The organism is Streptomyces racemochromogenes (assembly GCF_039535215.1).
GTDB classification, from domain to species: Bacteria; Actinomycetota; Actinomycetes; order Streptomycetales; family Streptomycetaceae; genus Streptomyces; species Streptomyces racemochromogenes.
The window spans coordinates 2673364-2698200 of the sequence record NZ_BAAAWT010000001.1; the positions used below are offsets into that span (position 1 = coordinate 2673364).

Annotated in this window: 22 protein-coding genes; 6 read left to right on the forward strand and 16 right to left on the reverse strand. The window is 74.6% G+C overall.

Going from position 1 to position 24837, the window contains the following annotated elements:
• Positions 1-58: 58 nt before the first annotated feature.
• Positions 59-487: an ATP-binding protein gene (locus tag ABD973_RS12150; RefSeq protein WP_345500101.1), complete on the forward strand. Its 429-nt coding sequence runs from the start codon at positions 59-61 to the stop codon at positions 485-487.
• Here the strand turns inward: ABD973_RS12150 and pdxR are convergent.
• Entirely contained in the window at positions 468-1883 is a 1416-nt protein-coding gene (pdxR, locus tag ABD973_RS12155; protein ID WP_345500102.1) for a MocR-like pyridoxine biosynthesis transcription factor PdxR, read from the reverse strand. The two genes, ABD973_RS12150 and pdxR, sit on opposite strands and share 20 nt — an antisense overlap.
• A gap of 46 nt (positions 1884-1929) precedes the next feature.
• On the opposite strand from pdxR, the gene ABD973_RS12160 reads away from it, so the two are divergent.
• Positions 1930-2448, forward strand: a complete 519-nt coding sequence (locus tag ABD973_RS12160; RefSeq protein WP_345500103.1) for a carboxymuconolactone decarboxylase family protein — start codon at positions 1930-1932, stop codon at positions 2446-2448.
• A gap of 6 nt (positions 2449-2454) precedes the next feature.
• Here the strand turns inward: ABD973_RS12160 and ABD973_RS12165 are convergent, their stop codons facing one another.
• From ABD973_RS12165 to ABD973_RS12185, 5 genes are all read right to left on the reverse strand, one after another.
• Positions 2455-3390: a hypothetical protein gene (locus ABD973_RS12165; protein WP_345500104.1), complete on the reverse strand. Its 936-nt coding sequence runs from the start codon at positions 3388-3390 to the stop codon at positions 2455-2457.
• Between the two features lie 3 nt (positions 3391-3393).
• Positions 3394-3771, reverse strand: a complete 378-nt coding sequence (locus ABD973_RS12170; protein WP_125822175.1) for a hypothetical protein — start codon at positions 3769-3771, stop codon at positions 3394-3396.
• Positions 3761-5503: a hypothetical protein gene (locus ABD973_RS12175; RefSeq protein ID WP_125602696.1), complete on the reverse strand. Its 1743-nt coding sequence runs from the start codon at positions 5501-5503 to the stop codon at positions 3761-3763. Before ABD973_RS12175 ends, ABD973_RS12170 begins: the two co-directional genes overlap by 11 nt.
• A 140-nt stretch (positions 5504-5643) precedes the next feature.
• On the reverse strand, positions 5644-6633 hold the full coding sequence (locus ABD973_RS12180; protein WP_007266008.1) for a malate dehydrogenase: 990 nt from the start codon (positions 6631-6633) through the stop codon (positions 5644-5646).
• A gap of 238 nt (positions 6634-6871) precedes the next feature.
• The gene (locus ABD973_RS12185) at positions 6872-7486 is read right to left on the reverse strand and encodes a short chain dehydrogenase (protein ID WP_125822172.1); all 615 of its coding nucleotides are present in this window, start codon (positions 7484-7486) and stop codon (positions 6872-6874) included.
• 71 nt (positions 7487-7557) lie between these two features.
• Between ABD973_RS12185 and ABD973_RS12190 the strand changes: the two genes are divergently transcribed.
• A complete protein-coding gene (locus ABD973_RS12190) occupies positions 7558-8451 on the forward strand; it encodes a LysR family transcriptional regulator (protein WP_125822171.1) in 894 nt (297 codons plus the stop codon).
• Here the strand turns inward: ABD973_RS12190 and ABD973_RS12195 are convergent.
• Both ABD973_RS12195 and ABD973_RS12200 read right to left on the reverse strand, forming a co-directional pair.
• A complete protein-coding gene (locus tag ABD973_RS12195) occupies positions 8438-8986 on the reverse strand; it encodes a DUF3017 domain-containing protein (protein ID WP_345500105.1) in 549 nt (182 codons plus the stop codon). The genes ABD973_RS12190 and ABD973_RS12195 overlap by 14 nt on opposite strands.
• Positions 8976-9836 carry a bifunctional methylenetetrahydrofolate dehydrogenase/methenyltetrahydrofolate cyclohydrolase gene (locus tag ABD973_RS12200; RefSeq protein ID WP_125822169.1) on the reverse strand — a complete coding sequence of 287 codons (861 nt, stop codon included), beginning with the start codon at positions 9834-9836 and terminating at the stop codon, positions 8976-8978. Before ABD973_RS12200 ends, ABD973_RS12195 begins: the two co-directional genes overlap by 11 nt.
• A gap of 252 nt (positions 9837-10088) precedes the next feature.
• Between ABD973_RS12200 and ABD973_RS12205 the strand changes: the two genes are divergently transcribed.
• Positions 10089-10841 carry an RDD family protein gene (locus tag ABD973_RS12205; protein WP_125822168.1) on the forward strand — a complete coding sequence of 251 codons (753 nt, stop codon included), beginning with the start codon at positions 10089-10091 and terminating at the stop codon, positions 10839-10841.
• 96 nt (positions 10842-10937) lie between these two features.
• Here the strand turns inward: ABD973_RS12205 and purH are convergent, their stop codons facing one another.
• Both purH and purN read right to left on the reverse strand, forming a co-directional pair.
• Positions 10938-12515, reverse strand: coding sequence for a bifunctional phosphoribosylaminoimidazolecarboxamide formyltransferase/IMP cyclohydrolase (purH, locus tag ABD973_RS12210; protein ID WP_125602684.1), 1578 nt, complete (start codon positions 12513-12515; stop codon positions 10938-10940).
• Complete coding sequence (purN, locus tag ABD973_RS12215; RefSeq protein WP_125602682.1) at positions 12512-13135, reverse strand: phosphoribosylglycinamide formyltransferase; 624 nt, start codon at positions 13133-13135, stop codon at positions 12512-12514. The genes purH and purN overlap by 4 nt, the downstream gene beginning before the upstream one ends.
• A 248-nt stretch (positions 13136-13383) precedes the next feature.
• Here purN and ABD973_RS12220 point away from each other — a divergent pair, with 248 nt between their 5' ends.
• The gene (locus ABD973_RS12220; protein ID WP_125602680.1) at positions 13384-13962 is read left to right on the forward strand and encodes a hypothetical protein; all 579 of its coding nucleotides are present in this window, start codon (positions 13384-13386) and stop codon (positions 13960-13962) included.
• A 334-nt stretch (positions 13963-14296) separates the two neighbouring features.
• On the opposite strand, the gene ABD973_RS12225 is transcribed toward ABD973_RS12220, so the two are convergent.
• Positions 14297-15847, reverse strand: coding sequence for a cell division protein PerM (locus ABD973_RS12225; RefSeq protein WP_125822167.1), 1551 nt, complete (start codon positions 15845-15847; stop codon positions 14297-14299).
• A 119-nt stretch (positions 15848-15966) separates the two neighbouring features.
• Here ABD973_RS12225 and ABD973_RS12230 point away from each other — a divergent pair, with 119 nt between their 5' ends.
• On the forward strand, positions 15967-17769 hold the full coding sequence (locus ABD973_RS12230; RefSeq protein WP_345500106.1) for a helix-turn-helix domain-containing protein: 1803 nt from the start codon (positions 15967-15969) through the stop codon (positions 17767-17769).
• 64 nt (positions 17770-17833) lie between these two features.
• On the opposite strand, the gene sucD is transcribed toward ABD973_RS12230, so the two are convergent.
• The 5 genes from sucD to ABD973_RS12255 all read right to left on the reverse strand — a co-directional run bounded on the left by sucD (position 17834) and on the right by ABD973_RS12255 (position 24750).
• A complete protein-coding gene (gene sucD / locus ABD973_RS12235; protein ID WP_045952187.1) occupies positions 17834-18724 on the reverse strand; it encodes a succinate--CoA ligase subunit alpha in 891 nt (296 codons plus the stop codon).
• 21 nt (positions 18725-18745) lie between these two features.
• Positions 18746-19924, reverse strand: a complete 1179-nt coding sequence (sucC, locus tag ABD973_RS12240; protein WP_007265995.1) for an ADP-forming succinate--CoA ligase subunit beta — start codon at positions 19922-19924, stop codon at positions 18746-18748.
• A 262-nt stretch (positions 19925-20186) separates the two neighbouring features.
• Entirely contained in the window at positions 20187-21356 is a 1170-nt protein-coding gene (locus ABD973_RS12245) for a VWA domain-containing protein (protein ID WP_345500107.1), read from the reverse strand.
• Positions 21353-23647, reverse strand: coding sequence for a DUF5682 family protein (locus ABD973_RS12250; RefSeq protein WP_345500108.1), 2295 nt, complete (start codon positions 23645-23647; stop codon positions 21353-21355). Before ABD973_RS12250 ends, ABD973_RS12245 begins: the two co-directional genes overlap by 4 nt.
• A complete protein-coding gene (locus ABD973_RS12255) occupies positions 23644-24750 on the reverse strand; it encodes an ATP-binding protein (RefSeq protein WP_125822164.1) in 1107 nt (368 codons plus the stop codon). The genes ABD973_RS12250 and ABD973_RS12255 overlap by 4 nt, the downstream gene beginning before the upstream one ends.
• Positions 24751-24837: the final 87 nt, after the last annotated feature.

The following is a 24837-nucleotide window of genomic DNA, read 5'->3' on the forward strand; positions in this document are numbered from 1 at the left end:
GCAACCGACCACTCTGAACCCGCTTGGTAGTGATCCGACTACGGAGAGGAGCGGCGGCATGCCCAACCCAGGGAACGAATGGCGGCAGCGGTTCAGCAGCACACGACGAGGCGCACGCCTCGCCCGGCATCTGGCGGAGCTCGAACTCTGCCGGTGGGACTTCCCGCTCGGCGGGGAGGAGTCCGAGCGGGTCGCGCAGGTCGTCGCCGAGCTGGCGGCCAACGCCGTGACCCACGGCTGCGTGCCGGGGCGGGACTTCGAGCTCCGGCTCCGCGAGCTGGACGGGGTGCTGCGGGTGGAGGTGTCCGACGCGCACGCCGGGAAGCGGCCCGACCTCCGGCCCCCCGGGGACGGCCACGGCTACGGGCTGCGGATCGTCGAGGAACTCTCCGACGCCTGGGGCGTCACCGGCCGGGTGGTCGGCAAGACCGTCTGGGCCGAGGTGGCCAAGCGGCGGCGGCCGGCCGCTACGGCAGGGCGGCCGTGAGGGCCGCCAGGGTCGGGGCCCAGGCGCTCGTCGCAGGGGTGCCGTAGCCGACCACCAGCGCCTCACGCGCCGGCATCGGCGAATCCGGGTGGCGGAAGCGGGCCAGGCCCTCCAGGGCGAGGTCCTGCCAGGCGGCGGCCTGGACGAGGGACCGCTCCGTGCCCGGCGGGAGGTCCAGCACGGCGTGCAGGCCCGCCGCGATCCCGGACACCGGGACCCGCCCCGCCACGGCGGCGACGAGCTCGTCCCGGCGGCGCCGGTACCGCAGGCGCATGCCGCGCACGTGGCGGTCGTACGCCCCGGAGGTGATGAACTCCGCCAGGGTCAGCTGGTCCAGCGCGCTGGACGTCCAGTCGACCGCGCCCTTCGCGGAGAGGACCTCCTCCAGCAGGTCCGGCGGGAGGACCATCCAGCCCATCCGCAGCCCCGGCGCCAGGGACTTGCTGGCCGTGCCGAGGTAGACCACCCGGTCGGGGTCCAGGCCCTGGAGCGCGCCGACGGGCTGGCGGTCGTAGCGGAATTCCCCGTCGTAGTCGTCCTCCAGGATCAGCCCGCCGGTGCTCCGCGCCCAGTCCACGGCCGCCGCCCGCCGCTCGGGGGTGAGGGCCGCGCCCGTGGGGAACTGGTGCGCCGGGGTCAGCAGCACCGCGCCCGCGCGGGGGCCGAGCCCGGCCAGGTCCGTGGTGCGGGCCCCGGCCTCGTCCACCCACAGCGGGCGGGTCGTCATCCCGGCGCCGGCCAGCAGGTCCCGGTGCACGTCGAGGCTGTACCCCTCCACCGCCACCTCCCGCACCCGCCGCCCGCGCAGCGCCCGGCCCAGGAGTTGCAGCGCGTGCGCGAAGCCGGCGCACAGCACGATCCGGTCCGGGTCCGCGTACACCCCCCGGGCCCGCGCCAGGTACCCGGCGAGCGCCTCCCGCAGCTCCGGCCGGCCGCGCACGTCCGCCGCGTACCCGAAGGCCTCGTTCGGGGCGGCGGTCAGGGCCCGCCGCGCGGCCGCCAGCCAGGCCGCGCGCGGGAAGGCGCCCAGGTCCGGGGTGCCGGGGACCAGGCTGTACGCGGGCCCCCGCCGCGCGGGGCGGCGTACGGCCTGCCGCCCGTCGGCGGGCCGGCGCACCGCGGCCCGCTCCGCGACCCGGGTGCCGGAGCCCTGGCGGGCCGTCAGCCAGCCCTCGGCGACGAGCTCCGCGTACGCCTCCGCGACGGTGTTGCGGGCGATCCCCAGGTCGGCGGCGAAGGAACGGGAGGACGGCAGCCGGGTGCCGGGCGCGAGCCGCCCGCTGCGGGCGGCCTCCCGCAGCGCTTCCGTCAGCGCGGCCCGCAGGCCCCGGCCGCCGGCCGCCGAGGCGAGGTCCACGTGCAGGTCGGCTCCGAAAGTGGCCCATGAACCGGTCATGAGAATGGACCATATACGCGGGCCGCCCCGCCCCTACGTTGGGCACATGAGCACCCAGACCAGCACCCACGCCCACACCGCCGAGCTCGCCGCCGAACACGCCCCGCGCATGCAGTACGCGAAGGTCGCCCCCGAGGTCTACAAGGCCGTCATCGGCCTGGAGATCGCGGCGAAGAAGGGCCTGGACCCGCGCCTCGTCGAGCTCGTCAAGCTCCGCGCCTCGCAGATCAACCACTGCGCCTTCTGCCTGGACATGCACAGCAAGGACGCGCTCGCCGCCGGCGAGAGCGTCGAGCGCGTCATGCTGCTCGCCGCCTGGGAGGAGTCGCGGCACTTCTACACCGAGAAGGAGCTCGCCGCGATCGAGCTGACCGAGGCCGTCACCGTCCTGACGGACGGCTTCGTGCCGGACGAGGTGTACGCGCGGGCCGCGAAGCACTTCGAGGAGGCCGAGCTGGCCCAGCTGATCGCCGTCATCGCGACGATCAACGTCTGGAACCGGATCGGCGTCACCACCCGCATGGTCCCGGGCCACTACACCCCGCCGGCGGCCAAGAAGGCCTGATCCCGATCAGTCCGGGCGGAAGGACTCCAGGGCCGCCGTCAGGTTCGCGCGCGTCGTCGCGGCGTCGGCGGCCGGTCCGGCCGCCAGCAGCGCCCAGCGCCCGCCGCCCGGGGTGGTGACGATCCGCTCCATGCCCCGGCGGCGGCCGTTGGACTCCGAGCTGTCGTACTCGTAGACCAGCTCGCAGCCGGTCCCCGCGGTCGGCTCGATGGACACCTGCCGGTAGCCGGGGTTGGCCTTCAGCTGGTCCGAGGAGATCTGGAGCAGCGTGCACGAGCCCATGGCGCTGCTCTCCGTGATCCGGAAGACCTGGAGCAGGGCGCTGCGGTCCCCGGGCCGGCGGTAGAAGGAGCCGCTGCCCGTCTCGTCGGTGCTGGGTTCCCAGCCCTTGGGGACCGCGACCGAGAAGCCGTTGTCGTTGTGCACCACGGTGTGGTCGCCGCCGGTGCTCGGCGACGGGCTCGGCGTCGTCGGTGACGGGCTCGTCGGCCCGGGCGAGGAGGGGCCGGGCTCCGGGGCCGTCCACTGCCCCGACGGGGACGCGGGCGGCCGCGCGTCCCCGCCCGCGCCGTCCTCGGGGCCCAGCAGCATCCACGCCGCGACGGCGGCGCCGCCCACGACGGCCGCCGCCAGCCCGACCAGCACCGGGGTGCGCCACTGCTGCCCGCCGCCCGGCGGGGGTGGCGGCGGGGGCAGGGGCGCGGTCGGCACCGGGGGCCACGCCTCGTGGTACCCGGGGGCGGTCGGCGGGGGCGTCGCGGGCAGCGCGGTCGGCCCGCCCGGCGGCTGCTGCGGGGAGGCCGGGGGCGGGGAGGCCGGCTGCGGCGAGCCCGGGGGCGCCCCGGGCGGCGGGGCCGGCTGCCCCGCCCCCCGCGCCGGAGCCGGCCCCCACTCCCACCGCTGCGACTGCGGGTCCCAGCGGGCGCCGTCGGACGAGGACACCGGTCAGCCTCCCAGCGAGGCGAGCAGCCCGCCCAGCGCGGTGGCCGCGCTCAGCGTCTCCACCAGCGGCGCCCACCGCTCCAGTGCCCCGCGCAGCCGCGCGGGCAGGCCGGGCCGGATCTCCTCGGCCCCCTCCAGCTCACCGGCCGCCTCGTCGAGTTCGGCGTCGAGCTGGGCGCGCTCGGCGCTGCGGGGCAGCCGTACGAGGGCTGCGCGCAGTTCGCGTACGCCCTCCAGCAGTTCCTCGGCGCCGGGCGCCCGGTCCTGCGCACCGCCGACGTGGTGGTGGACGGTGTTGGTGTTGTTGCCGCCGCCGATGCTGAAGGCGCTGCCGTGGACGTCGCCGATCCGGATCCCGTGCGCGTCGTCGCTACTTCCCACCGCTGCTCCCCTTGCCGCTCGTACCGATGGTGTTGGTGTTGTCGCCGCCGCCGAAGCTGGCCGCGCTGTTGTTCATCGACTGGATGTAGACCCCGCCTTCGGCGACGGTGACCGCCCGCCGCGCGAACTCCTCGGTGTGCCAGCCCGCTTCGTGCAGGGCGACGGTAACCCCGCCGACCACCCGGTCCTGAATCGTTTTCAGGTACCGGTCGAGGTCCATGAGGTGGAAGAGGGAGCCGTCGTCCATCGCGGCGATCTCCCGCACCGACAGCCGCGGCCCCTCGGGGCGGGCGCCGCCGTGGCCGCCGGTGGCGATCCGGCTCCAGCTGAGGTATCCGCGGCCCAGGGTGGCGACGGACGCGGCGAACGAGCGGGGGGTGGCGGTGAGCGCGTCGGAGGCCTTGCCGAGCCAGTTGTTGTTCAGCAGCCGCTGGGCGGCCGCGTCGGCGTTCTGGAACCCGGTGCGTACCGGGAGCAGCACGTGCGGGGCCACTTCCAGCATCAGCATGCCGCCCTGGGTGTGGACCCGTACGAAGACGGTGACCACGAGGTTCTCGTCCCAGCCGCCGACCCGGACGCGCAGGAAGTGCCGGCGCCGCTCGCCGCCCTCCTCCATGGCTCCCAAGCGGTGCTCGGCGAACTGCTCGGGGGAGAGCGGGGCCGCGTCGCGGTGCGGGAGGCCGACGGCCGGCAGGAAGACGCACTCGTCGACGGCCAGCTCGCGCAGCCGGTCCAGTACCGCTTCCTGGGCCTCCCGCGAGCCGTGCGGGGAGGGCACGCGCAGGGCCTGGAGCAGGGGGGTGATCCGGCCGACGATGTGCGCGTTGGTGACGGGCTGCGGCTTGCGGCCGGGGCCGAGGTCTTCGCGGGGGCGCAGTTCCACGGAGAGCTGCCAGGGCCGGAAGGCCTCCCCGGCGCCGGTGAAGGGGGCGTTGATGTCGTACATGACCAGCGGGGCGTGCTGTTCGCGCCGGATCCGGGCGCGGACCCGGGCGAAGCGGGGGCTCTGCGAGGCCTCGGCGGGGTCGCCCGCGAGGTCGGCGTACCGGGACGGGGAGAGTTCCCGCAGGACGATCCGGGCGGCGTGGCCGCGCTGGAGGCCGACGACGGTGACGAGGGCCGCGAAGACGAGGGGCATCAGCCACGCGCTCAGGGAGCCGCCGGTGCCGGGCCGCGCCAGGTCGGCGGCGGCGTAGGCGGCGTCGTCGGAGAAGAAGGAGAAGACGTCGAGGAGCGCGGCGATGGCGGTGAAGCTGCCGGTCAGGGCCGTCCAGACCGCCAGGACGATGAAGAGCAGCCACACCCAGGCGTAGACGCGCAGGACCAGGCCCAGGGCGCGCACGACGCGGTTGCGGCGGGAGCCCAGCCAGTCGGCGAGGCTCAGCTGGAGGAAGGGGACGAGCATCAGGGTGAGCTGCCAGCCGGTCAGCAGCGACCCCGCGAACCAGGCGCCGATGACCCCGGCGGCCCAGCCGAGCTCGATGCGGCGGGCGCGCAGCGCGTGGGCGAGGACGCGGGCGGCGTCGAAGCCGTAGGAGGGGGCGGCGATGCGCTCCTCGTGGACGAACAGTTCGTCGATCACCCGATCGCGGTACACGGCGTCGAGGTAGGTTCCCGCGCACAGGAGGCGGCCGGCCTCGCTGACGGAGGGGTGTACCGGCGGGCGGCCGCCGTGCGGGTCCGCTCCACGGTCACCGCCGCCGGACTGAGGGGGAATCAGGTGGTCGGTCACCGGGCGACCTTATTTTCCACCTACATGCTTGGACAGCTTCTTTCACGCCAAAGCGCCCCGGCCGGGTTTGGACGGGGCGCTCCGGAATTCGTACCGGTCAGGCCTTCGGAGGAACGGAGGGCCTGATCAGGACGGGTGGATCAGATCAGACCGAGGGCGCGGACCGCGTCGCGCTCCTCGACGAGCTCCGCCACGGACGCGTCGATGCGCTTGCGGGAGAACTCGTTGATGTCCAGGCCCTGGACGATCTCGTACTTGCCGTCCTTGGTGGTGACGGGGAAGGAGGAGATGATGCCCTCCGGGACGCCGTAGGAGCCGTCCGACGGGATGCCCATCGAGGTCCAGTCGCCCGCGGCGGTGCCGTTGACCCAGGTGTGCACGTGGTCGATGGCGGCGTTGGCGGCCGAGGCGGCCGAGGAGGCGCCACGGGCCTCGATGATCGCGGCGCCGCGCTTGGCGACGGTCGGGATGAAGGTGTCGGCCAGCCACTCCTGGTCGTTCACGACCTCGGCGGCGTTCTTGCCGGCGATCTCCGCGTGGAAGATGTCCGGGTACTGGGTCGCCGAGTGGTTGCCCCAGATGGTGAGGCGCTTGATGTCGGTGACGTCCGAGCCGGTCTTCTGGGCCAGCTGCGTGATCGCGCGGTTGTGGTCCAGGCGGGTCATCGCGGTGAAGCGCTCGGCCGGTACGTCCGGGGCGGCGGCCTGCGCGATGAGCGCGTTGGTGTTGGCCGGGTTGCCCACGACGAGGACCTTGATGTCGTCCGCGGCGTGCGCGTTGATCGCGGCGCCCTGCGGCTTGAAGATGCCGCCGTTGGCGGAGAGCAGGTCACCGCGCTCCATGCCGGCGGTGCGGGGGCGGGCGCCCACGAGCAGCGCGACGTTGGCGCCGTCGAAGCCCTGGTTCGGGTCGTCGAAGATGTCGATGCCCTTGAGCAGCGGGAAGGCGCAGTCGTCGAGCTCCATGGCGGTGCCCTGGGCGGCCTTCATGCCCTGGGGGATCTCCAGGAGGCGGAGCTTGACCGGCACGTCCGCGCCGAGCAGGTGGCCGGACGCGATGCGGAAGAGCAGCGCGTAGCCGATCTGGCCGGCGGCGCCGGTGACAGTGACATTCACGGGAGTGCGGGTCATGGCCTTCTCCGTTAGACAGCTGGCGGTGGGGCGTCCCCGCCCCATGTGCTGGACCCCAATGGCTGGGGAGGACGCCGCTTCCCTGTCCTTACGAATCTTGACGTGAAGAGACATCCGCGGTCAGGCTATCCGACCCGCGGGGCCCCCAATCCCCCGGACCCTGTGGTCCACGGCACACGGGCGCCCGGGGGCGGTGGTTTCGAAGGTCCGGACGGGTGTACGCCCCCGTTCCCGGCCGTCACTCCACGCGGAAGACCTCGCCGGTCCGGTGTCCTTCGACGGACTTGACGTAGGCGTTCGCGGCACGGGCGACCGGTACCGGGTCGAAGCCGGCGAAGGCGTCCCCGTACGCGTCGAGGGACTCGGTGAAGACGGTCGGGCTGACGGCGTTGATCCGCTGGCGGCCCGGGAGTTCGATGGCGGCGGCCCGTACGAAGGCCTCGACGGCGCCGTTGACGAGGGAGGCGACCGAGCCGGTGAGCAGCGGTTCGCGCGCGAGGATCCCGGTGACCAGGGTGAAGGAGGCGTGCGCGGGGAGCCGGGGTGCGCCCTGGCGGACCAGCTCGACCTGGCTGACGGCCTTGCCCTCCAGGCCCTCGCGGACGTCGGCGGTGCTCAGCTCGGACAGGGGGCGCCACGGGACGCTGCCGGCGGCGCTCGCCACCGCGTCGACGGGGCCGACCGCGTCGTACATCGCCCGGACGGACTCGGGGTCGGTGATGTCGACGTACACGTCGGCGTCCTTGCGGGAGGCGGTGACCACGTCGTGGCCGCGCTCGCGCAGGGCCGTGCGGACCGCGCTGCCGAGGGTTCCGTTGGCTCCGACCAGGAGCACCTTGAGGGGAGCGTTCATACGACGAGCATCCGCCCCCTCCCATCGTGAAGTCCAGCTACTTCGTCTACACCCTTGGTTAAGCTGAACTCATGCTTGACGTGAAGCGGATGGTCATCCTGCGGGACCTCGCCGAGCACGGGAAGGTCACCGTGGTCGCCGAGCTGCACCGGGTGACCCCCTCCGCGGTCTCCCAGCAACTGCGCGCCCTGGAAGCCGAGGCCGGGGCCGTCCTCGTCGAACGGGAGGGGCGCGGCCTGCGGCTCACCCCGGCCGGCGCGGCCCTGGCGGCCGCCTGCGCACCGGTGCTGGCCGCGCTGGAACGGGCCGAGGGGGCGGTTCGGGCCCTGGACGCCGGCCCGGCCGGCGAGCTGTACGTGGGCTGCGCCCCGAGCGCCCTGGCGACGGTGGCCGCGCCGCTCGTCGCCCTGCTGGCCCGGCGCCATCCCGGGCTGCGGCCGCGCGTGGTCCAGGCCGACCCCGAGGAGGCCGTGCCGCGGCTGCGCGGGCGCCGCCTGGACCTGGCGGTGACGTACGCGTACCCGCTGCTCGGCGCCGCGCCCGCGAGCGGGACCACCGCCGTCCCGCTGTTCGACGACCCGCTGTGCCTGGCGCTGCCCGAGGCGCTGCTGCCGGCCTACGAACGGGAGGGGCCGGCGGCGCTGCGCGACGCCGACTGGGTCTCGGCGCCCGCCCCGAGCAGCTGCCGGGAGATGCTCGTGCACACCTGCCGCAACGCCGGGTTCACCCCGCGCATCGCGCACGAGTGCTCCGACCTGCGGGCCGGGCTGTGGCTGGTCGCCGCCGGGCGGGCCGCGTCGGTGCTGCCGAAGCTGCTGTGCGACGCGCCGCCGCCCGGCACGGCGGTGGTGGAGCTGCCGGGCCGGGGGCGGACCCTCCAGGCGCTGGTCCGGGCCGGCACGGAGAGCCGCCCGGCGGTGGCCGCGGCCCTGGGCGCCCTGAGGGAGGTCGTCAGCGGACGGTGAAGCGGACCGCGCTCTCCAGGAAGGGGAGGTGCAGCCACGGCCCGGGTTCCATGACCAGCGCGAGCAGCGTGATGGCCACGCCGAGGACCCCGTACGTGATCATGTCCGTGAAGCGGGAACGCACCGCGAGCATGCCCACCGAGGGCAGGACGCGCCGCATCACCGCCGCCGCGATCAGCGCGACGCCGATCACCAGGCAGCCGACCCGTGCCTGTCCCACCGCCGTGGTCAGCAGCCCCACCGCGGTGGCGGCGAGGACGCTGAGCATCGGCCACTGACGGGCCGGCGTGGACACCGCTCCCGGGATCGCGCGGCCGCCGCCCTCGGGGCGGGCCGTGTCCTGGGTGACGGTGGGGAACCGCCGCGACCGCGCGGCCGGCTGCCCGGGACCGGACGCCTCGCCGGGACCGGGCGCCTTGCCGGGACCCGGCGCCTTGCCGGGACCCGGGTCTGCGGCCGCCCGCGTCCCGTTCTCCGGGCGGGGCGCCCCGCCGGGCACCCCGCCCGTACCGCTCGCGTCGTGCTCAGCCCGCACTGGTGGTCCGCTCCGCCGCCTCGACGACGTTCACCAGCAGCTGCGCCCGCGTCATCGGGCCGACACCGCCCGGGTTCGGGGAGAGCCAGCCCGCCACCTCGGCGACGCCCGGGTGGACGTCCCCGACGATCTTGCCGTTCTCGTCGCGGCTGACGCCGACGTCGAGCACCGCCGCGCCCGGCTTCACGTCCTCCGGCTTCACCAGGTGCGGAACGCCCGCCGCCGCGACGACGATGTCCGCCTGGCGCAGCAGCCCCGCCAGGTCGCGCGTACCGGTGTGGCACAGCGTCACGGTGGCGTTCTCGGACTTGCGGGTCAGCAGCAGCCCGATGGAGCGGCCGACGGTGATGCCCCGTCCGAGTACCACGACGTGCGCGCCGTTGATCTCGACCCCGTGGTGGCGCAGCAGCTCGACGATCCCGTACGGGGTACAGGGCAGCGGGCCCCGCTCGTTCAGGACCAGCCGGCCCAGCGACATCGGGTGCAGCCCGTCGGCGTCCTTGGCCGGATCCATCAGCTCCAGCACGCGGTTGGTGTCGATCCCCTTCGGGAGCGGGAGTTGGACGATGTAGCCCGTGCAGGCCGGATCGTCGTTCAGCTCGCGCACGACCGCCTCGATGTCCTCCTGGGAGGCCGTCGCGGGCAGTTCGCGCTGGATGGAGGCGATGCCGACCTCGGCGCAGTCCTTGTGCTTGCCGTTGACGTACCAGCGGCTGCCCGGGTCGTCACCGACCAGGAGGGTGCCGAGGCCGGGGGTGACGCCCCGTGCCTTCAGCTGCGCCACACGGGCCTTCAGTTCGGATTTGATCGCGGCCGCGGTGGCCTTGCCATCGAGAATCTGGGCGGTCATGGGGGCATCCTCCCGGATGGGGCGGCCCGGCTTCCACTCGGACGTCGGCCGGATCGCGCTCTTGATTGCACTTGCACAACAAGTCTGGCGCGCCCCGGCAACCGGCTGGACAAGCCAGGTGCGGGCCCACCACGATGACGGGCAGCAAGACGATCGGAAAGAGTGCCGCGGGCAGTGCCGGGGGGCGTACCGCAGAAGCAAGTGTCCTCCAGCGTGCCGTGCGTCCCCGCACTTCACGGAGGAAAGACCCAGATGAGCTTCGGCGACCCGAACAACCCCTACGGGCAGCAGCCTCAGCAGCCGCCGCAGGGCCAGCCCGGCTACGGCTACCCGCAGCAGGCCCCCCAGGGCGTCCCGCCGCAGGGCCAGCCCGGCTACGGCTACCCGCAGCAGGGCCAGCAGCCCTACGGTGTCCCGCCCCAGGCGCCGGGTACCCTCCAGGCCAACAACGGCTACATCAACGTCGCGGGCCTCGGCACCGTCCAGGTCGCCACGATGGGCCGCCGCTTCGGCGCCCGCCTGATCGACGGCCTGATCATCGGTGTCCTGTACTTCATCCTGAGCTCCGTCGTGTTCGCCGGCGCCTTCGGTGCGGCCAGCGACATCAAGGACTGCTCGGGCATCGACCCGCTGTCCCCCGAGTACAGCACCTGCCTCAACGAGGCGTCGGCGCAGGCCGGCGAGGCCGCGGGCGGCATCTTCGCCGCCTTCTTCGGCGGTCTGCTGATCCTCGGTCTCGCCACCCTGCTCTACGAATGGCTGATGATCGCCTTCGTCGGCGCCACCGTCGGCAAGATGGCCCTCGGCCTGAAGGTCGTCAAGGAGAACACGGGCCAGGTCCCCGGCATCGGCGGCGGCTTCATCCGCTGGATCATCCCGATGGTCGGCTCGGTCCTCTGCGGCATCGGCCAGGTCCTGGTCTACCTCTCCCCCTTCTTCGACAACTCGGGCAAGCTCCAGGGCTGGCACGACCGTGCCGCCGGCACGATCGTCGTCAAGAAGTAAGCAGCAGGCAGTACGGGCAGTACACACCGCTCACGGCGAAGGCCGCGTCCCGCAGTGCGGGACGCGGCCTTCGCCGTTGCTGCGCTACCGGGCCGCTCAGTGGAAGAAGTGGCGGGTACCGGTGAAGTACATCGTCACGCCGGCCTTCTTCGCGGCCTCGACGACCTGCTCGTCGCGGACCGAACCACCCGGCTGGACGACGGCCTTGACACCGGCGGCGGTCAGGATCTCCAGACCGTCGGGGAAGGGGAAGAAGGCGTCGGAGGCCGCGTACGAGCCCTGCGCGCGCTCGGCGCCCGCCCGCTCCACGGCGAGCTTCGCCGAGTCGACGCGGTTGACCTGGCCCATGCCGACGCCGACCGAGGCGCCGTCCTTCGCGAGCAGGATCGCGTTGGACTTGACGGCCCGGCAGGCCTTCCACGCGAAGGCGAGCTCGGCCAGCTCCCCGGCGGACAGCGCCTCGCCGGTGGCCAGCGTCCAGTTCGCCGGGTCGTCGCCCTCGGCCTGGAGGCGGTCGGTGACCTGGAGCAGCGCACCGCCGTCGATCGGCTTGACCTCGACCGGGTTGGCCGGGGCGCCCTCGGCGCGCAGCACGCGGATGTTCTTCTTGCGGGCCAGCACCTCGACGGCGCCGTCCTCGTACGCCGGGGCCACGATGACCTCGGTGAAGATCTCCGCGACCTGCTCGGCCAGCTCCACCGTCACCGGGCGGTTGACGGCGATGACGCCGCCGAACGCGGAGAGCGGGTCGCAGGCGTGCGCCTTGCGGTGCGCCTCGGCGACGTCCGCACCGGTCGCGATGCCGCACGGGTTGGCGTGCTTGATGATCGCGACGCAGGGGTCGGCGTGGTCGTACGCGGCCCGGCGCGCGGCGTCGGTGTCCGTGTAGTTGTTGTACGACATCTCCTTGCCGTGCAGCTGCTCCGCCTCGGCCAGGCCGCCGGTGCCGTCGACGTAGAGCGCGGCGCCCTGGTGCGGGTTCTCGCCGTAGCGCAGCACGTTGCCCCGCGCGTACGTCGCGCCGAGGAAGTCGGGGAAGCCGGAGTCGTCAGCGGCGGCGTAGTCGTCGGCGAACCAGGAGGCCACGGCCACGTCGTAGGCGGCGGTGTGCTGGAAGGCCTCGGCCGCGAGCCGCTTGCGGGCGGCCAGGTCGAAGCCGCCGCCCTGGGCGGCCGCGAGGACGTCGGCGTAGCGGGCGGGGCTGGTGACGACCGCGACCGAGGGGTGGTTCTTGGCGGCGGCGCGGACCATCGAAGGGCCGCCGATGTCGATCTGCTCGACGCACTCGTCCGGGGTGGCGCCCGAGGCGACGGTCTCCCGGAAGGGGTACAGGTTCACGATCACCAGGTCGAAGGGCTCCACGCCCAGCTCGGCGAGCTGGTTGCGGTGGTCCTCCAGGCGCAGGTCGGCGAGGATGCCGGCGTGCACGCGGGGGTGGAGGGTCTTGACGCGGCCGTCGAGGCACTCGGGGAAGCCGGTGAGCTCCTCGACCTTGGTGACGGGGACCCCGGCGGCGGCGATCTTCGACGCGGTGGAGCCCGTGGAGACGAGCGCGACGCCCGCCTCGTGCAGGCCGCGGGCCAGCTCTTCCAGTCCCGTCTTGTCGTAGACACTCACGAGCGCGCGGCGGATCGGCCGCTGGGTCGTAGCCGTCGTCGTTTCGTTGGCGGTCACTGGATTGTTACCTTTCGTCCCTCAATGCGGTAGCCGTGCCGGGCCAGGCGCCCCACGACGTCGACGAGCAGCTGGCGCTCGACTTCCTTGATGCGCTCATGGAGCGCGGCTTCGTCCTCCCCGTCCCGGATCTCCACGACACCCTGGGCGATGATCGGACCGGTGTCCACGCCGCTGTCCACGAAGTGGACCGTGCAGCCGGTGACCTTCGCCCCGTACGCGAGGGCGTCGCGCACCCCGTGCGCTCCGGGGAAGGCCGGGAGGAGGGCGGGGTGGGTGTTGACGAACCGGCCGCCGAAGCGGTCGATGAAGCTCTTCCCGACGATCTTCATGAAGCCGGCGGAGACGACCAGGTCCGGCGCGTGGGCGTCGGTCGCCTCGGTGAGCGCCGCGTCCCACTCCTCGCGGCTGGCGTAGGCCTTCACCGGACACACGAAGGTGGGGATCCCCGCCTTCTCGGCCCGCTCCAGACCGGCGATGCCGTCGCGGTCGGCGCCGACGGCGACGACTTCGGCCCCGAAACCCTCGGCTCCGCCGGGGTGGGCCTCGATGGCGTCGAGCAGGGCCTGGAGGTTGGTGCCGGAGCCGGAAACCAGCACGACCAGGCGGGAGGCGGCCATGTGAGGCCCTTTCTCACAGGATTTGCGACATTCGTCTTGTGCGGTCATACGAAACTTCGGGGTACCGATATACGGGGAACCATACGAAGCCACCGACCGCCTGCAACGATACCGGCACACCGGACCGCCCCCGAGGGACGGGGGGACGGCCGGGCGGTAGCGTCTGGCGTACAAGCCGCGAACGCCGCGGAACGCGCCCTCGTACGCGGGGCGCGCCCGCGCACGACTCAGGGGAAGTCACACTCTCGATGCCGGACCGCCGCCAGCCCGACCCCTCGACCGACGACAACCCCTTCGCGGCGCCCCCGGAGGGCCGGCCCGACCAGCCGTGGGAGCCCCGGCAGCCGCAGCGGCCGCAGGACGGCGGCGGTTCGGGCGGCGGCCCGGGCGATCCCGGCGAGGGCGGCGGTCCGGCCAGGTGGGACCCCATGGACCCGGTCCAGCGGCGCGCCCGCTACGCGCTCCTGGCGGGCATGTGGGGCTTCTTCTTCGGCATCTTCGGCATCCCGTCGGTCGGGCTGCTGCTGGGCGCGCTGGCCCTGTACTGGGGCATCAGCGCCCTCCGCGGCCGCCCGGCGACCGACGCGGACCCCGGCGGCCTGTCCGCCCTCGGCCCGGCGGCCCGGCCGCAGCGCGCGGCGGCGGTGAGCGGGCTGGTCACGGCGACGCTGGCGCTGCTGCTGGCGGCGGGGTCGTACGCGCTGCAGCTGGCGTACAAGGACTTCTACGTCTGCCGCGACGACGCGCTGACCCGCACGGCGGAACTGAAGTGCAACACCCTCCTCCCGGACAACACCCTGGGCAAGATCCTCCGAGTCCAACGCTGACCCCTCGGGGGGCGCAGACCCCTCCGCTGCGCGGGGCCGTCCCCTACCCACCCTTCACCCGTTCTCGCCCTCAGCCGCCGGGCGCGGCTCAAAGGCCCCGGGGCTCCGCCCCGGACCCCGATACCGGGCGCTGCGCGCCCGGTGCGCTCAAACGCCGCGCGGGCTGGAATTCGCGCAGCGAATTTCCAGCCCCGCCGGCGTTTGAGGCGCGGGGTCCGGGGGCGGAGCCCCGGGTCCTTTCAGCCCCGCCGGCGTTTGAGGCGCGGGGGCTGGGGCGGAGCCCCAGGGAACGGGCGAAGGGCGGGTAGGGGATCCGGCCCGCGCAGCGGCTCCTTCAGGACTCCGGCCGGCGCCGCGCGAGCACCCGCGCTCCCGTCACCGCCACGGGCAGCACGGGCTCCGCCACCGGCACCGGATCCGGCACCCGCTGCGGGATCGGCTCCGGCACCGGATCCGGCACCGGCTGCGGGATCGGCTCCACCGGAGCCACCACCACCGGCGGAGCCACCGGCGGAGACACCGCCGCGGGAGCGACCAGCGGGTCCGCCGCCCTCCGCAACGCCTCCCACCGAAGCTCCCGCACCCCCGGGTCGTGCCACGCGTCCCCCTCCGCGGAGCGGACCGGCCGGGTCCGCCACGCCTGCACCCCCACCGCCAACGGCACCGCCAGCACCAGCGTCCACACCGCCGCCGCGCCGCCCACCGCCCACCACACCGGCCCGACGCCCGCCAGCATCCGCGACCCCAGCGGCCCCGCCGAAGCGGCCGCGAGACCGGCCATCGCCAGCCCGCACACCAGCGCGCCCAGCGCCGCCGTCAGCGCGGTCTCCCCGTACGAGACCTCCCGCGCCCGCCGCACCGCGAACCACCCCACCGTCAGCCCCGCCGCCACCGGCAGCCCCAGCGCCGCCCACGTCAGCGGGCTCCCCGGCCCCGGCGCCGGCAGCGCCGCCAGCAGCGGGAACCTCGGCAGCGCCGCGGCCCGGTCCAGCCCGAGCGGGGTCGCCACCACCCCGGCGCCGAGCGCGAACCCGGGGCCGAGCCCGTACGCCGCGCCCCACACCATCGCGTTCGGGATCAGCGCCACCGCGACGAGCAGCACCGCGAACCGCCCCGACCACACCCCGGTCAGCGCCAGGAACGAGTTCTGCACCTCCGGCCCGTGCCAGGCCAGCGAGATCCCGACGAGCAGGGCCCCGCCGCCCAGCAGGACGAGCACCCCGGCCGCGCCGGAGCGCAGCGCCAGCGCGTAACGGGGGCGTGCCACGGCCCGGCGTACGCTCCCCGGCACCCACTCCGGCAGCGGCCCCGACGGCTTGCCCTTGGCCGCCCACACCCCGCCGGCGGCGGCGAGCACGGCCACCAGCGGCACGTGCCAGGCGGCACTGAGCGGGTCCGCCGGCATCGGCCCGCCCGCCGCGTACACGGTGGCGAACGCACCGACCGTCAGGTAGCCGCAGGTCACGGCGGAGAACACGGCGGCGGCCGGCAGCACCTCGTCCCCCTCGGCCCCGGCGGCGTCCCCCGAGGCACTGCCCAGCCGGGCCGCGCGCCGCATGAGCAGCACGGGCAGCGCCACGAGCAGCAGCGGGACCAGGCCGACGGGTGCGGGCACCCCGGAGAGGGTCTCGTAGCGGACGAGTTCGGTGCCGTGGGCCATCAGCCACAGCCCGGCGGCGAGGTGCAGCGCGCCGCCGGGTCCGCTGTCCGGGTAGGGGGAACTGATCCACAGCACGATCACGAGCACGGCGAGGAAGCCGAGCCCCAGTCCGGCGGCCACGGCGCCGCCCAGCACACAGGCGGCGGCCGCCGGTGAACGGCGCCGCGCGGCCGCGTGCCGTGGGGCCTCCTGCAACGGCGTCCCGCGTTCGGTCACTTGGGTCACGTGGCCATGGTGCCCTCGACACGCGCTATGCCCTGGTAACGACCGATTGTCCGTTGTGTCGTCCAAGATACGTTTATGTACTTTATTGCCCAGAGCAGCCGTGTCGCGGGGAGAGTGGCATGACACAAGACGTCGAAGCGTCCTCCGGTTCGGAGCTGGGCCTCCCGTCCCCCAAGGAGCGCCGGTGGCTGCGCGAGTCGGGCGGGCTGACGTACGAGGAGGTCGCGGCGGAGGTCGGCGTGACCGCGACCACCGTCCGCTCCTGGGAGTGCGGCCGCACCGAGCCCCGCGGGCGCACGCGCGAGGCGTACGCGGGGCTCCTGGACCGGCTCGCGGCCGCCGGGTCCAAGGCGCCGGTACGGCCCGTGGCCGCGGGCCCGCCCACCCACCGGCCCCGGACCGCCGGCAAGCGCTCCGCGAAGCCGGCGCCGCACCGCGACCGCCCGGCCCCGCGCGAGGCCGCCCCGGGCGACCCGGCCCCGCAGGGCGCCCCCGCCGAGACCGCCGCCGGTCCGGCCCCGGGCGGACCGGCGGGCGGCGGCGACGGCACCGCCGCGGCCCGGATGCCCGGGCGGCCCGTCACGGACGCCGCCGCCCACGGCGACCCCCACCGGGCCCCCGGCAGCGACGCCGAAGCCCCGGCAGCAGCCACCCCCGGCACCCCCGCGGGCCCCAGCACCCCGGCCACTCCCGCGGACGCCGGAGCCCCTGCCACTCCCGGCGCCCCCGCGGGCCCCGCCGCCCCGACCCCACCCGCCCCGGCCGCGCCCCGCACCACCGGGCCCGCCTCCCCGACGGAGCCGGCCCCGCCCCCCGGCGCGCCCACGGACCCCCGCGGCACCACCGCCCCGGCCGGGCCCCGCCCGCACCCGGCCGCCCCCGCCGCCACCGGGCCCGCCCCCCAGGACCCGGCCGACGCCCAGCCGGCCCCGGCCCCCGGCGCGCCCACGCACCCTGGCGCCCCGGCCGCCCCCGCCGCCACCGGGCCCGCCCGCCAGGACCCCGCACCGGCCCACACCCCTGAGGAACCGTTTCCGCAGATCGGTCCCGCCCCGGAGCAGGACCCCGCCCCGCCGGGCCCGCCGTACGGGCCCCGCCCGAGACCCCCGCGGGACGCCGTCGAGGCCTTCGACGCCCTCTACGACCACGCCGCGGCCGCGCTCGTCCGCCAGACCTACCTGCTCACCGGCCGCCGCTCCCTCGCCCTGCACGCCGTCGAGGTGGCGTTCCGTCAGGCCTGGGGCCGCTGGCCCGAGGTGGCCACCGACCGGGACCCCGTCGGCTGGGTGCGCTCGGCGGCCCACGAGTACGCCCTCTCCCCCTGGCACCGGTTCCGCCGGGCCCACCGCCGCCCCGACAAGCCCCCGGCCGACACCGCCGACCGGATCCTGCTGGAGGCCCTCCTCGCGCTGCCGCCGGTACACCGCCGCACGGTGCTGCTCTACGACGGCGTCGGCCTCGACCTGCCCGACACCGCCGCCGAGACCGAGGCCAGCACCCCGGCCACCGGGCACCGCCTGCTGCGCGCGCACGCCGAACTGGCCCGCCGGATCCCCCTGCCGGCCGGGGCGACGCCCGAGCGACGGTCGGCCATGCTGCGCGAGCGGCTCGGCGCGGTACGGCCCGCCGTGTCCCTGGAGCCGCGCCCCGCGGCCACGGTCCGCGCCGTCAGCGAGCACCGGGCCCGGCGGCTGTCGCGGGCCGCGCTCGTCCTGACGGCGGTCATCGCCGCCTCGACGGGGTACACCACCGTCACCGCCCCGGACCACTACGAGCCGCCCGTCGCCCCCGGCGCCAGCGTCTCCGGCGTCCCGCCGCTGAGCGGCCCCCCGAGGCTCACCGAGACGAGCCGGTACCTCCAGGACAAGCTCCGCGCCGACCCGGCCGCCGGCCCCCACCGGCTCCACCCCCGGCTCGAATGAAAAAAGGGCGTGGCCCGCACCCCGAAGGGTGCGGGCCACGCCCTCACGACCGTCCTGCCGACGCCTACTTGGCGCCTTCGAGGATCTCGCGCGCCAGCTTGGCCGTCTCGGTCGGCGTCTTGCCGACCTTGACGCCGGCGGCCTCGAGGGCCTCCTTCTTGGCCTGCGCGGTGCCGGAGGAGCCGGAGACGATGGCGCCCGCGTGGCCCATGGTCTTGCCCTCGGGGGCGGTGAAGCCCGCGACGTAACCGACGACCGGCTTGGTGACGTTCTTCGCGATGAAGTCCGCCGCACGCTCCTCGGCGTCGCCGCCGATCTCGCCGATCATGACGATGAGCTCGGTCTCCGGGTCGGCCTCGAAGGCCTCCAGGGCGTCGATGTGCGTGGTGCCGATGACCGGGTCGCCACCGATGCCGACGGCGGAGGTGAAGCCGATGTCGCGCAGCTCGTACATCATCTGGTAGGTCAGCGTGCCGGACTTGGACACGAGACCGATCTTGCCGGGCTTGGTGATGTCGCCCGGGATGATGCCGGCGTTGGACTGGCCGGGGGTGATCAGACCCGGGCAGTTCGGGCCGATGATGCGGGTCTTGTTGCCCTTGGCGGTCGCGTACGCCCAGAAGGCGGCGGAGTCGTGCACCGCGATGCCCTCGGTGATGACGACGGCCAGCGGGATCTCGGCGTCGATGGCCTCGACGACGGCGGCCTTGGCGAAGGCCGGCGGGACGAAGAGGACGGAGACGTTGGCGCCCGTCTTCTCCATCGCCTCGGCGACGGAGCCGAAGACCGGGACCTCGGTGCCGTCGAAGTCGACGGTCGTGCCGGCCTTGCGCGGGTTCACGCCACCGACGATGTTGGTGCCGTCAGCCAGCATCAGCTTGGTGTGCTTCATGCCCGTGGCACCGGTCATGCCCTGGACGATGACCTTGCTGTCCTTGTTGAGGAAGATAGCCATGTGAGTCTGTGACCTCTGCCCTTACTTCGCAGCCGCGAGCTCGGCGGCCTTGTCGGCCGCACCGTCCATGGTGTCCACGCGCTGCACCAGCGGGTGGTTGGCGTCCGAGAGGATCTTGCGACCCAGCTCGGCGTTGTTGCCGTCGAGGCGGACGACCAGCGGCTTGGTGACCGCCTCGCCCCGGTCCTCGAGCAGCTTCAGCGCCTGGACGATGCCGTTGGCGACCTCGTCACAAGCGGTGATGCCACCGAAGACGTTGACGAACACGGACTTGACGTCCGGGTCGCCGAGGATGATCTCGAGGCCGTTGGCCATGACGGCGGCGGAGGCGCCACCGCCGATGTCGAGGAAGTTGGCGGGCTTGACGCCACCGTGGTTCTCACCGGCGTACGCGACGACGTCCAGGGTGCTCATGACGAGACCCGCGCCGTTGCCGATGATGCCGACCTCGCCGTCGAGCTTGACGTAGTTGAGGCCCTTCTCCTTGGCGGCGGCCTCGAGCGGGTTCGCGGCCGCGTGGTCCACGAACTCCTCGTGGGACGGCTGGCGGAACTCGGCGTTCTCGTCGAGCGAGACCTTGCCGTCGAGCGCGATGACGTCACCGGAGGCGACCTTCGCGAGCGGGTTGACCTCGACGAGGAGCGCGTCCTCGGCGATGAAGGTCTTCCACAGGGTCACGAGGACCTCGGCGACCTTCTCGGCGACCTCGGCCGGGAACTTCGCCAGCTCGACGATCTCGCGGGCCTTCTCGATGGTCACGCCCTCGTTGGCGTTCACCGGGACCTTGGCGAGCTTCTCCGGGGTCTCCTCGGCGACCTGCTCGATGTCCATGCCGCCGGCGACCGAGGCCATGGCCAGGAAGGTGCGGTTGGTGCGGTCCAGGAGGTAGGAGACGTAGTACTCCTCCAGGATCTCCGGCGCGGTCTCGGCGATCATCACCTTGTGGACCGTGTGGCCCTTGATGTCCATACCGAGGATGTCCGTCGCGCGGGCGACGGCCTCGTCGGGGGTGGCGGCGAGCTTCACGCCACCGGCCTTGCCACGGCCGCCGACCTTCACCTGGGCCTTGACGACCGACTTGCCGCCCAGCTTCTCGGTGGCCTCGCGAGCCGCCTCAGGCGTGTCGATGACTTCACCGGCCAGCACCGGTACACCGTGCTTGGCGAAGAGGTCCCTCGCCTGGTACTCGAACAGGTCCACGCGCGTCCGTCCCTTGTCTTCAAAGATTCGCAGTGATTCGCGGTTGTCTGCTATCTGCGTGGGCGTGCCGCGGAGGGCAACGTGACGGCGCTGTCACTAGGAAGGCGCACACGGTGACCGTGGACGCGGCATGTCCGTCTCGCAGGTTATCCCCGTGGGACGTGGGTCCCTAAATCAGGGATCACACCTGAGCGGTGATACCTGTCACAGATCGCCTCACGGTTGAACTGCGTCTTCGTGCGATCCGCCGAGGGCGTGACCTTCAGGTGACCGGGAGGGGGCGCTTCTCCAGCGCGGCCGCCATCACCTCCGGGAACAGGCCGGGGGTGCAGGCGAAGGCGGGCGCGCCCAGTGCCGCCAGGGCCGCGGCGTGCTCGCGGTCGTAGGCGGGAGCCCCCTCGTCGGACAGGGCCAGCAGGGTCACGAACTCCACCCCGGCCGCCTTCATCGCGGCCACCCGCCCCAGCATCTCGTCGCGGATCCCGCCCTCGTAGAGATCGCTGATCAGGACGACGACCGTGTCGGCCGGTCGGGTGATCTTGGACTGGCAGTAGGCGAGGGCGCGGTTGATGTCGGTGCCGCCGCCCAGCTGGGTGCCGAACAGGACGTCCACCGGATCGTCGAGCTGGTCCGTCAGGTCGACCACGGCCGTGTCGAAGACGACCAGGCGGGTGGCGATGGACCGCATGGAGGCGAGGACGGCCCCGAAGACGGAGGCGTAGACGACCGAGGCCGCCATCGAGCCCGACTGGTCGACGCAGAGGACCACCTCCTTCCTGACCGCCCGCGAGGCCCGGCCGTAGCCGACGAGCCGCTCGGGGACGACGGTCCGGTGCTCCGGCAGGTAGTTCTTCAGGTTCGCCCGGATGGTCCGGCCCCAGTCGATGTCGTGGTGGCGGGGACGGCTGACCCGCGCGGAGCGGTCCAGCGCGCCCGTCAGGGTGGCCCGGGTGCGCGCCGCGAGCCGCTCCTCCAGCCGCTCGACCACCTTGCGGACCACGGCCCGCGCCGTCTCCCTGGTGGTGTCGGGCATGGCCTTGTTCAGCGACAGCAGGGTGCCGACGAGGTGGACGTCCGGCTCGACGGCCTCCAGCATCTCCGGCTCCAGCAGCAGCGTGGACAGGCCGAGCCGCTCGATGGCGTCCCGCTGCATGACCTGGACCACCGGGCTCGGGAAGTACGTACGGATGTCCCCGAGCCAGCGCGCGACGCGCGGGGCGGAGCCCCCGAGCCCGGCGGACCGCTCCCCCTGTCCCTGCCCCTGCCCCTGCCCCTGCGCGCGGCCGCCGCCGTAGAGCGCCCCGAGCGCCCCGTCCATCGCCGCGTCCCGCCCGCCGAGGGCGAGGCCGGTCCCGTCGTCCTCCCCGCCGAGCACCAGCCGCCACCGCCGCAGCCGCTCGTCTCCGGCGGCTCCGGTGCCGATCTCCGTCATCTCCCGATCCCCTCTCGTTCCGCGTGTGCCCCGGCCGCCCCCAGGAGCAGCCGGGCCAGGTCCGCCACCGCGTCCGCGCGGACCGGGTCCAGGTCCGGAGCGAAGCCGGCCGGGGCGGCGGTGGACGCCGTGCGGGCGCCCGGGACGCGGCGGGCCAGCTCGCCCAGGGTCCGCCTCACACCCGGCTCGTACGCCCCGAACGTGCGCCGCAGCAGCGGCAGTACGTCGATGAAGGCGCCCTCGGGCACCGACACCAGCCAGGCGTCGATCAACCCCAGCAGCCGCTCGTCGTGGACCAGCAGCGTCCCGCCGCCGGCACCCCCGGCGAACCCCTCGATCCAGCCCGCCGCGTCGGCCGGGGACGCCGCCGGGGACAGGGCGAGCCCCATCAGCCGGGCCGTCTCACCGGCCGGGAGCCGCCCGTCGTCCAGCAGCAGCCGCGCGGCCCGCCCGCGGAGCGCGCCCGGTACGGTCTCCCGCCCGGCCAGCGTCCGCAGCACGGCCGACCAGCGCTCCCTCAGCCCCGGGTCCGCGTCGGCCAGCAGGCCGACCGCCCCGTGCACCCCGTCGAGGTGGCCCCGCAGCTCCGCCGCCCCGTCGGCGTCGAGCCCGGCCGCGCAGGCCGGCGGCAGGGCCACGCAGATCCGCTCCGCGAGCCCGGCCGCGACCGTGCCGAGCGCGGCCGCGTCCGTGCCCCGTACGTCCCCGTACCGCAGCGCGCGGGCCAGCGCGGGCAGTGCCCCGGCCAGCCGGGCCACGTCCGTGTCCAGCGCCGCCCGGTCGGCGAGCGCCCGCAGCACGGCCGGCAGGGCCTGCGACAGCCCGGCCAGCAGGCACCGCTCGGCCAGCGCGGTGACCTCCCCCAGCTCCCGGGCGGCCGCCGCGTCGGCCTCCGCCCTGGCGGTGGCGGCCCCCGGCACGGTGGTGCCCCAGATGCCGGCCTCGGCGACCCGCACCGACAGCTCCGGCTCCCAGCACAGCCGCCAGGTCTCCCGGAAGGTGCCCGTACCGCTCCGGGAGGCCGTCGGGGTCCCCCAGTCGATACCGAGCAGCCGCAGCCGGTGCAGCAGCAGGGACTTGGCCGCGTCGGACTCCTTGCGCAGGTCCAGCTCCAGGTCGCGCCGCTGCGCCTCGGGCTTGAGCCGCAGCGTGCGCTGCCGGCGGGTGAGGTCCCGCTGGAGCGGTACGACGGGCGCCGCGTCCGGGACCTCGCCGAGCACGTCGCCGACGACGAGCCGGTCCTCGACCAGCGCGAGCGGTACGTCGGAGCCGTCGCACATCACGGCCCGCACCGCCTCCAGGGTCTCCGTGAGGCCGGGCAGCGGGCGGCCGCGCACGGCGGCCAGGGTTTCCGCCAGCCGGACCGCCTCGATCACGTGGGCGGAGGAGACCTGCCGGTCCTCCTCGCGCAGCAGCCCGGCGACCTTGGTCAGCCAGCGCTCGACGGGCCGGTCGGGGGCCGCGAACAGGTGCGCGTACCAGCCGGGCGAGGCGACGCCCGCGCCGTATCCGCCGGCCCTGGCGAGCCTGCGGTGGCTCCACGGCACCCACGTGGTCTCCACCTTGACCTTGGGCAGTCCGGTGAGCAGTGCCCGGTCCGCCGCCACCGTGGACCGGGCCCGCAGCGCCGGGACGTGCCAGGCCCCGCACACCACGGCGTAGTCGTCGCCGAACTCCCTGCGGGCCGCCCGCATCCGCTGCCGCATGTGCGCCTCGCGGACGAGGTCGCGGCCTCGGCCGCCGTCGCCGTAGGTCTCGCGCAGGGCGCCCATGGCCTCCGCCAGGGCCTCGAAGACGGCCAGCGGGTCCCGCGCCTCCCCGGTGCCCCGGTGTTCGACGACGTCCTCCCACCAGTGCTCGGGGTCCTCGTACCCGGCGGTCTCGGCGAGCACGGCGAGCGGATCGACGGCGACCGGGCCGGCGGCGTGCTCCCCGGTGGCGCCCGGCTCCTCCTCCCGCGCGGCCAGCGCATGGGCGGCGGGCAGGTCGATGAAGCGCACCGGCACGTCCCGGGCCTGGGCCCAGCGGAGGGCGGCCCACTCCGGGGAGAAGGCGGCCAGCGGCCAGAACGCGGCCCGGGCGGGGTCGTCCGCGGCGTGCGCGAGGAGGGCGACGGGCGGGCGCATCCCGGGCTCGGCGGCCAGGGGCAGCAGGGCGTCCCCCTCGGGCGGGCCCTCGATCAGCACGGCCTTCGGGCGCGCGCGGTCCAGGGCGGCCCGGACCGCGCGTGCGGAGCCGGGTCCGTGGTGGCGGACGCCCAGCAGCAGCGGTCCGGCGGCCGGCGGGCTCATGCCGTCACCTCGCGGCAGGCGCGGTAGAAGTCCTTCCAGCCGTCCCGCTCGCGGACGACCGCTTCCAGGTACTCCTGCCAGACGACGCGGTCGGCGGCCGGGTCGCGGACGACGGCCCCGAGGATCCCGGCGGCCACGTCGCCGGGGCGCAGGACGCCGTCGCCGAAGTGGGCGGCGAGGGCCAGTCCGCCGGTGACGACGGATATGGCCTCGGCGGTGGACAGGGTGCCGCTGGGCGTCTTGACCTTGGTGCGTCCGTCGTCGGTGACGCCTTCGCGGAGTTCCCGGAAGACGGTGACGACGCGGCGGATCTCCTCCAGTCCCTCGGGCGCGGCGGGCAGGTCCAGGGCGCGGCCCATCTGGTCGACGCGGCGGGCGACGATGTCGACCTCGGCGTCGGCGGTGGCGGGCAGCGGGAGGACGACGGTGTTGAAGCGGCGGCGCAGCGCGCTGGAGAGCTCGTTGACCCCGCGGTCGCGGTCGTTGGCGGTGGCGATGAGGTTGAAGCCGCGGACGGCCTGCACCTCCTCGCCGAGCTCCGGTACGGGCAGGGTCTTCTCGGACAGGACGGTGATGAGGCTGTCCTGTACGTCGGCCGGGATGCGGGTGAGTTCCTCGACGCGGGCGGTCGTTCCCTCGGCCATGGCCCGCATGACGGGGCTGGGCACGAGGGCTTCGCGGCTGGGGCCGTGGGCGAGGAGGCGGGCGTAGTTCCAGCCGTAGCGGATGGCCTCCTCGGGGGTGCCGGCGGTGCCCTGGACGAGGAGGGTGGAGTCGCCGCTGACGGCGGCGGCGAGGTGCTCGGAGACCCAGGTCTTGGCGGTGCCGGGAACGCCGAGCAGGAGGAGGGCGCGGTCGGTGGCGAGGGTGGTGACGGCGACCTCGACGATCCGGCGCGGTCCGACGTACTTGGGCGTGACGACGGTGCCGTCGGCGAGGGTGCCGCCCTGGAGGTAGGTGGCCACGGCCCACGGGGAGAGCTTCCAGCGGGCCGGGCGGGGGCGGTCGTCCTGGGCGGCGAGGGCTTTCAGTTCGTGCGCGAAGGCGTCCTCGGCGTGCGGTCGCAGTGCCTCGGTGCCGGTGCTGTTCCCGGGCGTGGTCATGGTCCCCCTCCAGTGCTCGGCAGCCGCTCCCGGCTGCTGGAACCACCGTGCACCATGCCACTGACAACCCCCCTCGTTCCGGGCGTC

Bases quoted from the DNA above. Each gene is read 5' to 3' on its own strand.
- ABD973_RS12150 (WP_345500101.1), top strand. From the start codon at position 59: ATGCCCAACCCAGGGAACGAATGGCGGCAGCGGTTCAGCAGCACACGA.
- pdxR (WP_345500102.1), bottom strand. From the start codon at position 1,883: ATGACCGGTTCATGGGCCACTTTCGGAGCCGACCTGCACGTGGACCTC.
- ABD973_RS12160 (WP_345500103.1), top strand. From the start codon at position 1,930: ATGAGCACCCAGACCAGCACCCACGCCCACACCGCCGAGCTCGCCGCC.
- ABD973_RS12180 (WP_007266008.1), bottom strand. From the start codon at position 6,633: ATGACCCGCACTCCCGTGAATGTCACTGTCACCGGCGCCGCCGGCCAG.
- ABD973_RS12185 (WP_125822172.1), bottom strand. From the start codon at position 7,486: ATGAACGCTCCCCTCAAGGTGCTCCTGGTCGGAGCCAACGGAACCCTC.
- ABD973_RS12190 (WP_125822171.1), top strand. From the start codon at position 7,558: ATGCTTGACGTGAAGCGGATGGTCATCCTGCGGGACCTCGCCGAGCAC.
- ABD973_RS12200 (WP_125822169.1), bottom strand. From the start codon at position 9,836: ATGACCGCCCAGATTCTCGATGGCAAGGCCACCGCGGCCGCGATCAAA.
- ABD973_RS12205 (WP_125822168.1), top strand. From the start codon at position 10,089: ATGAGCTTCGGCGACCCGAACAACCCCTACGGGCAGCAGCCTCAGCAG.
- purN (WP_125602682.1), bottom strand. From the start codon at position 13,135: ATGGCCGCCTCCCGCCTGGTCGTGCTGGTTTCCGGCTCCGGCACCAAC.
- ABD973_RS12220 (WP_125602680.1), top strand. From the start codon at position 13,384: ATGCCGGACCGCCGCCAGCCCGACCCCTCGACCGACGACAACCCCTTC.
- ABD973_RS12230 (WP_345500106.1), top strand. From the start codon at position 15,967: ATGACACAAGACGTCGAAGCGTCCTCCGGTTCGGAGCTGGGCCTCCCG.
- sucD (WP_045952187.1), bottom strand. From the start codon at position 18,724: ATGGCTATCTTCCTCAACAAGGACAGCAAGGTCATCGTCCAGGGCATG.
- ABD973_RS12245 (WP_345500107.1), bottom strand. From the start codon at position 21,356: ATGACGGAGATCGGCACCGGAGCCGCCGGAGACGAGCGGCTGCGGCGG.
- ABD973_RS12250 (WP_345500108.1), bottom strand. From the start codon at position 23,647: ATGAGCCCGCCGGCCGCCGGACCGCTGCTGCTGGGCGTCCGCCACCAC.
- ABD973_RS12255 (WP_125822164.1), bottom strand. From the start codon at position 24,750: ATGACCACGCCCGGGAACAGCACCGGCACCGAGGCACTGCGACCGCAC.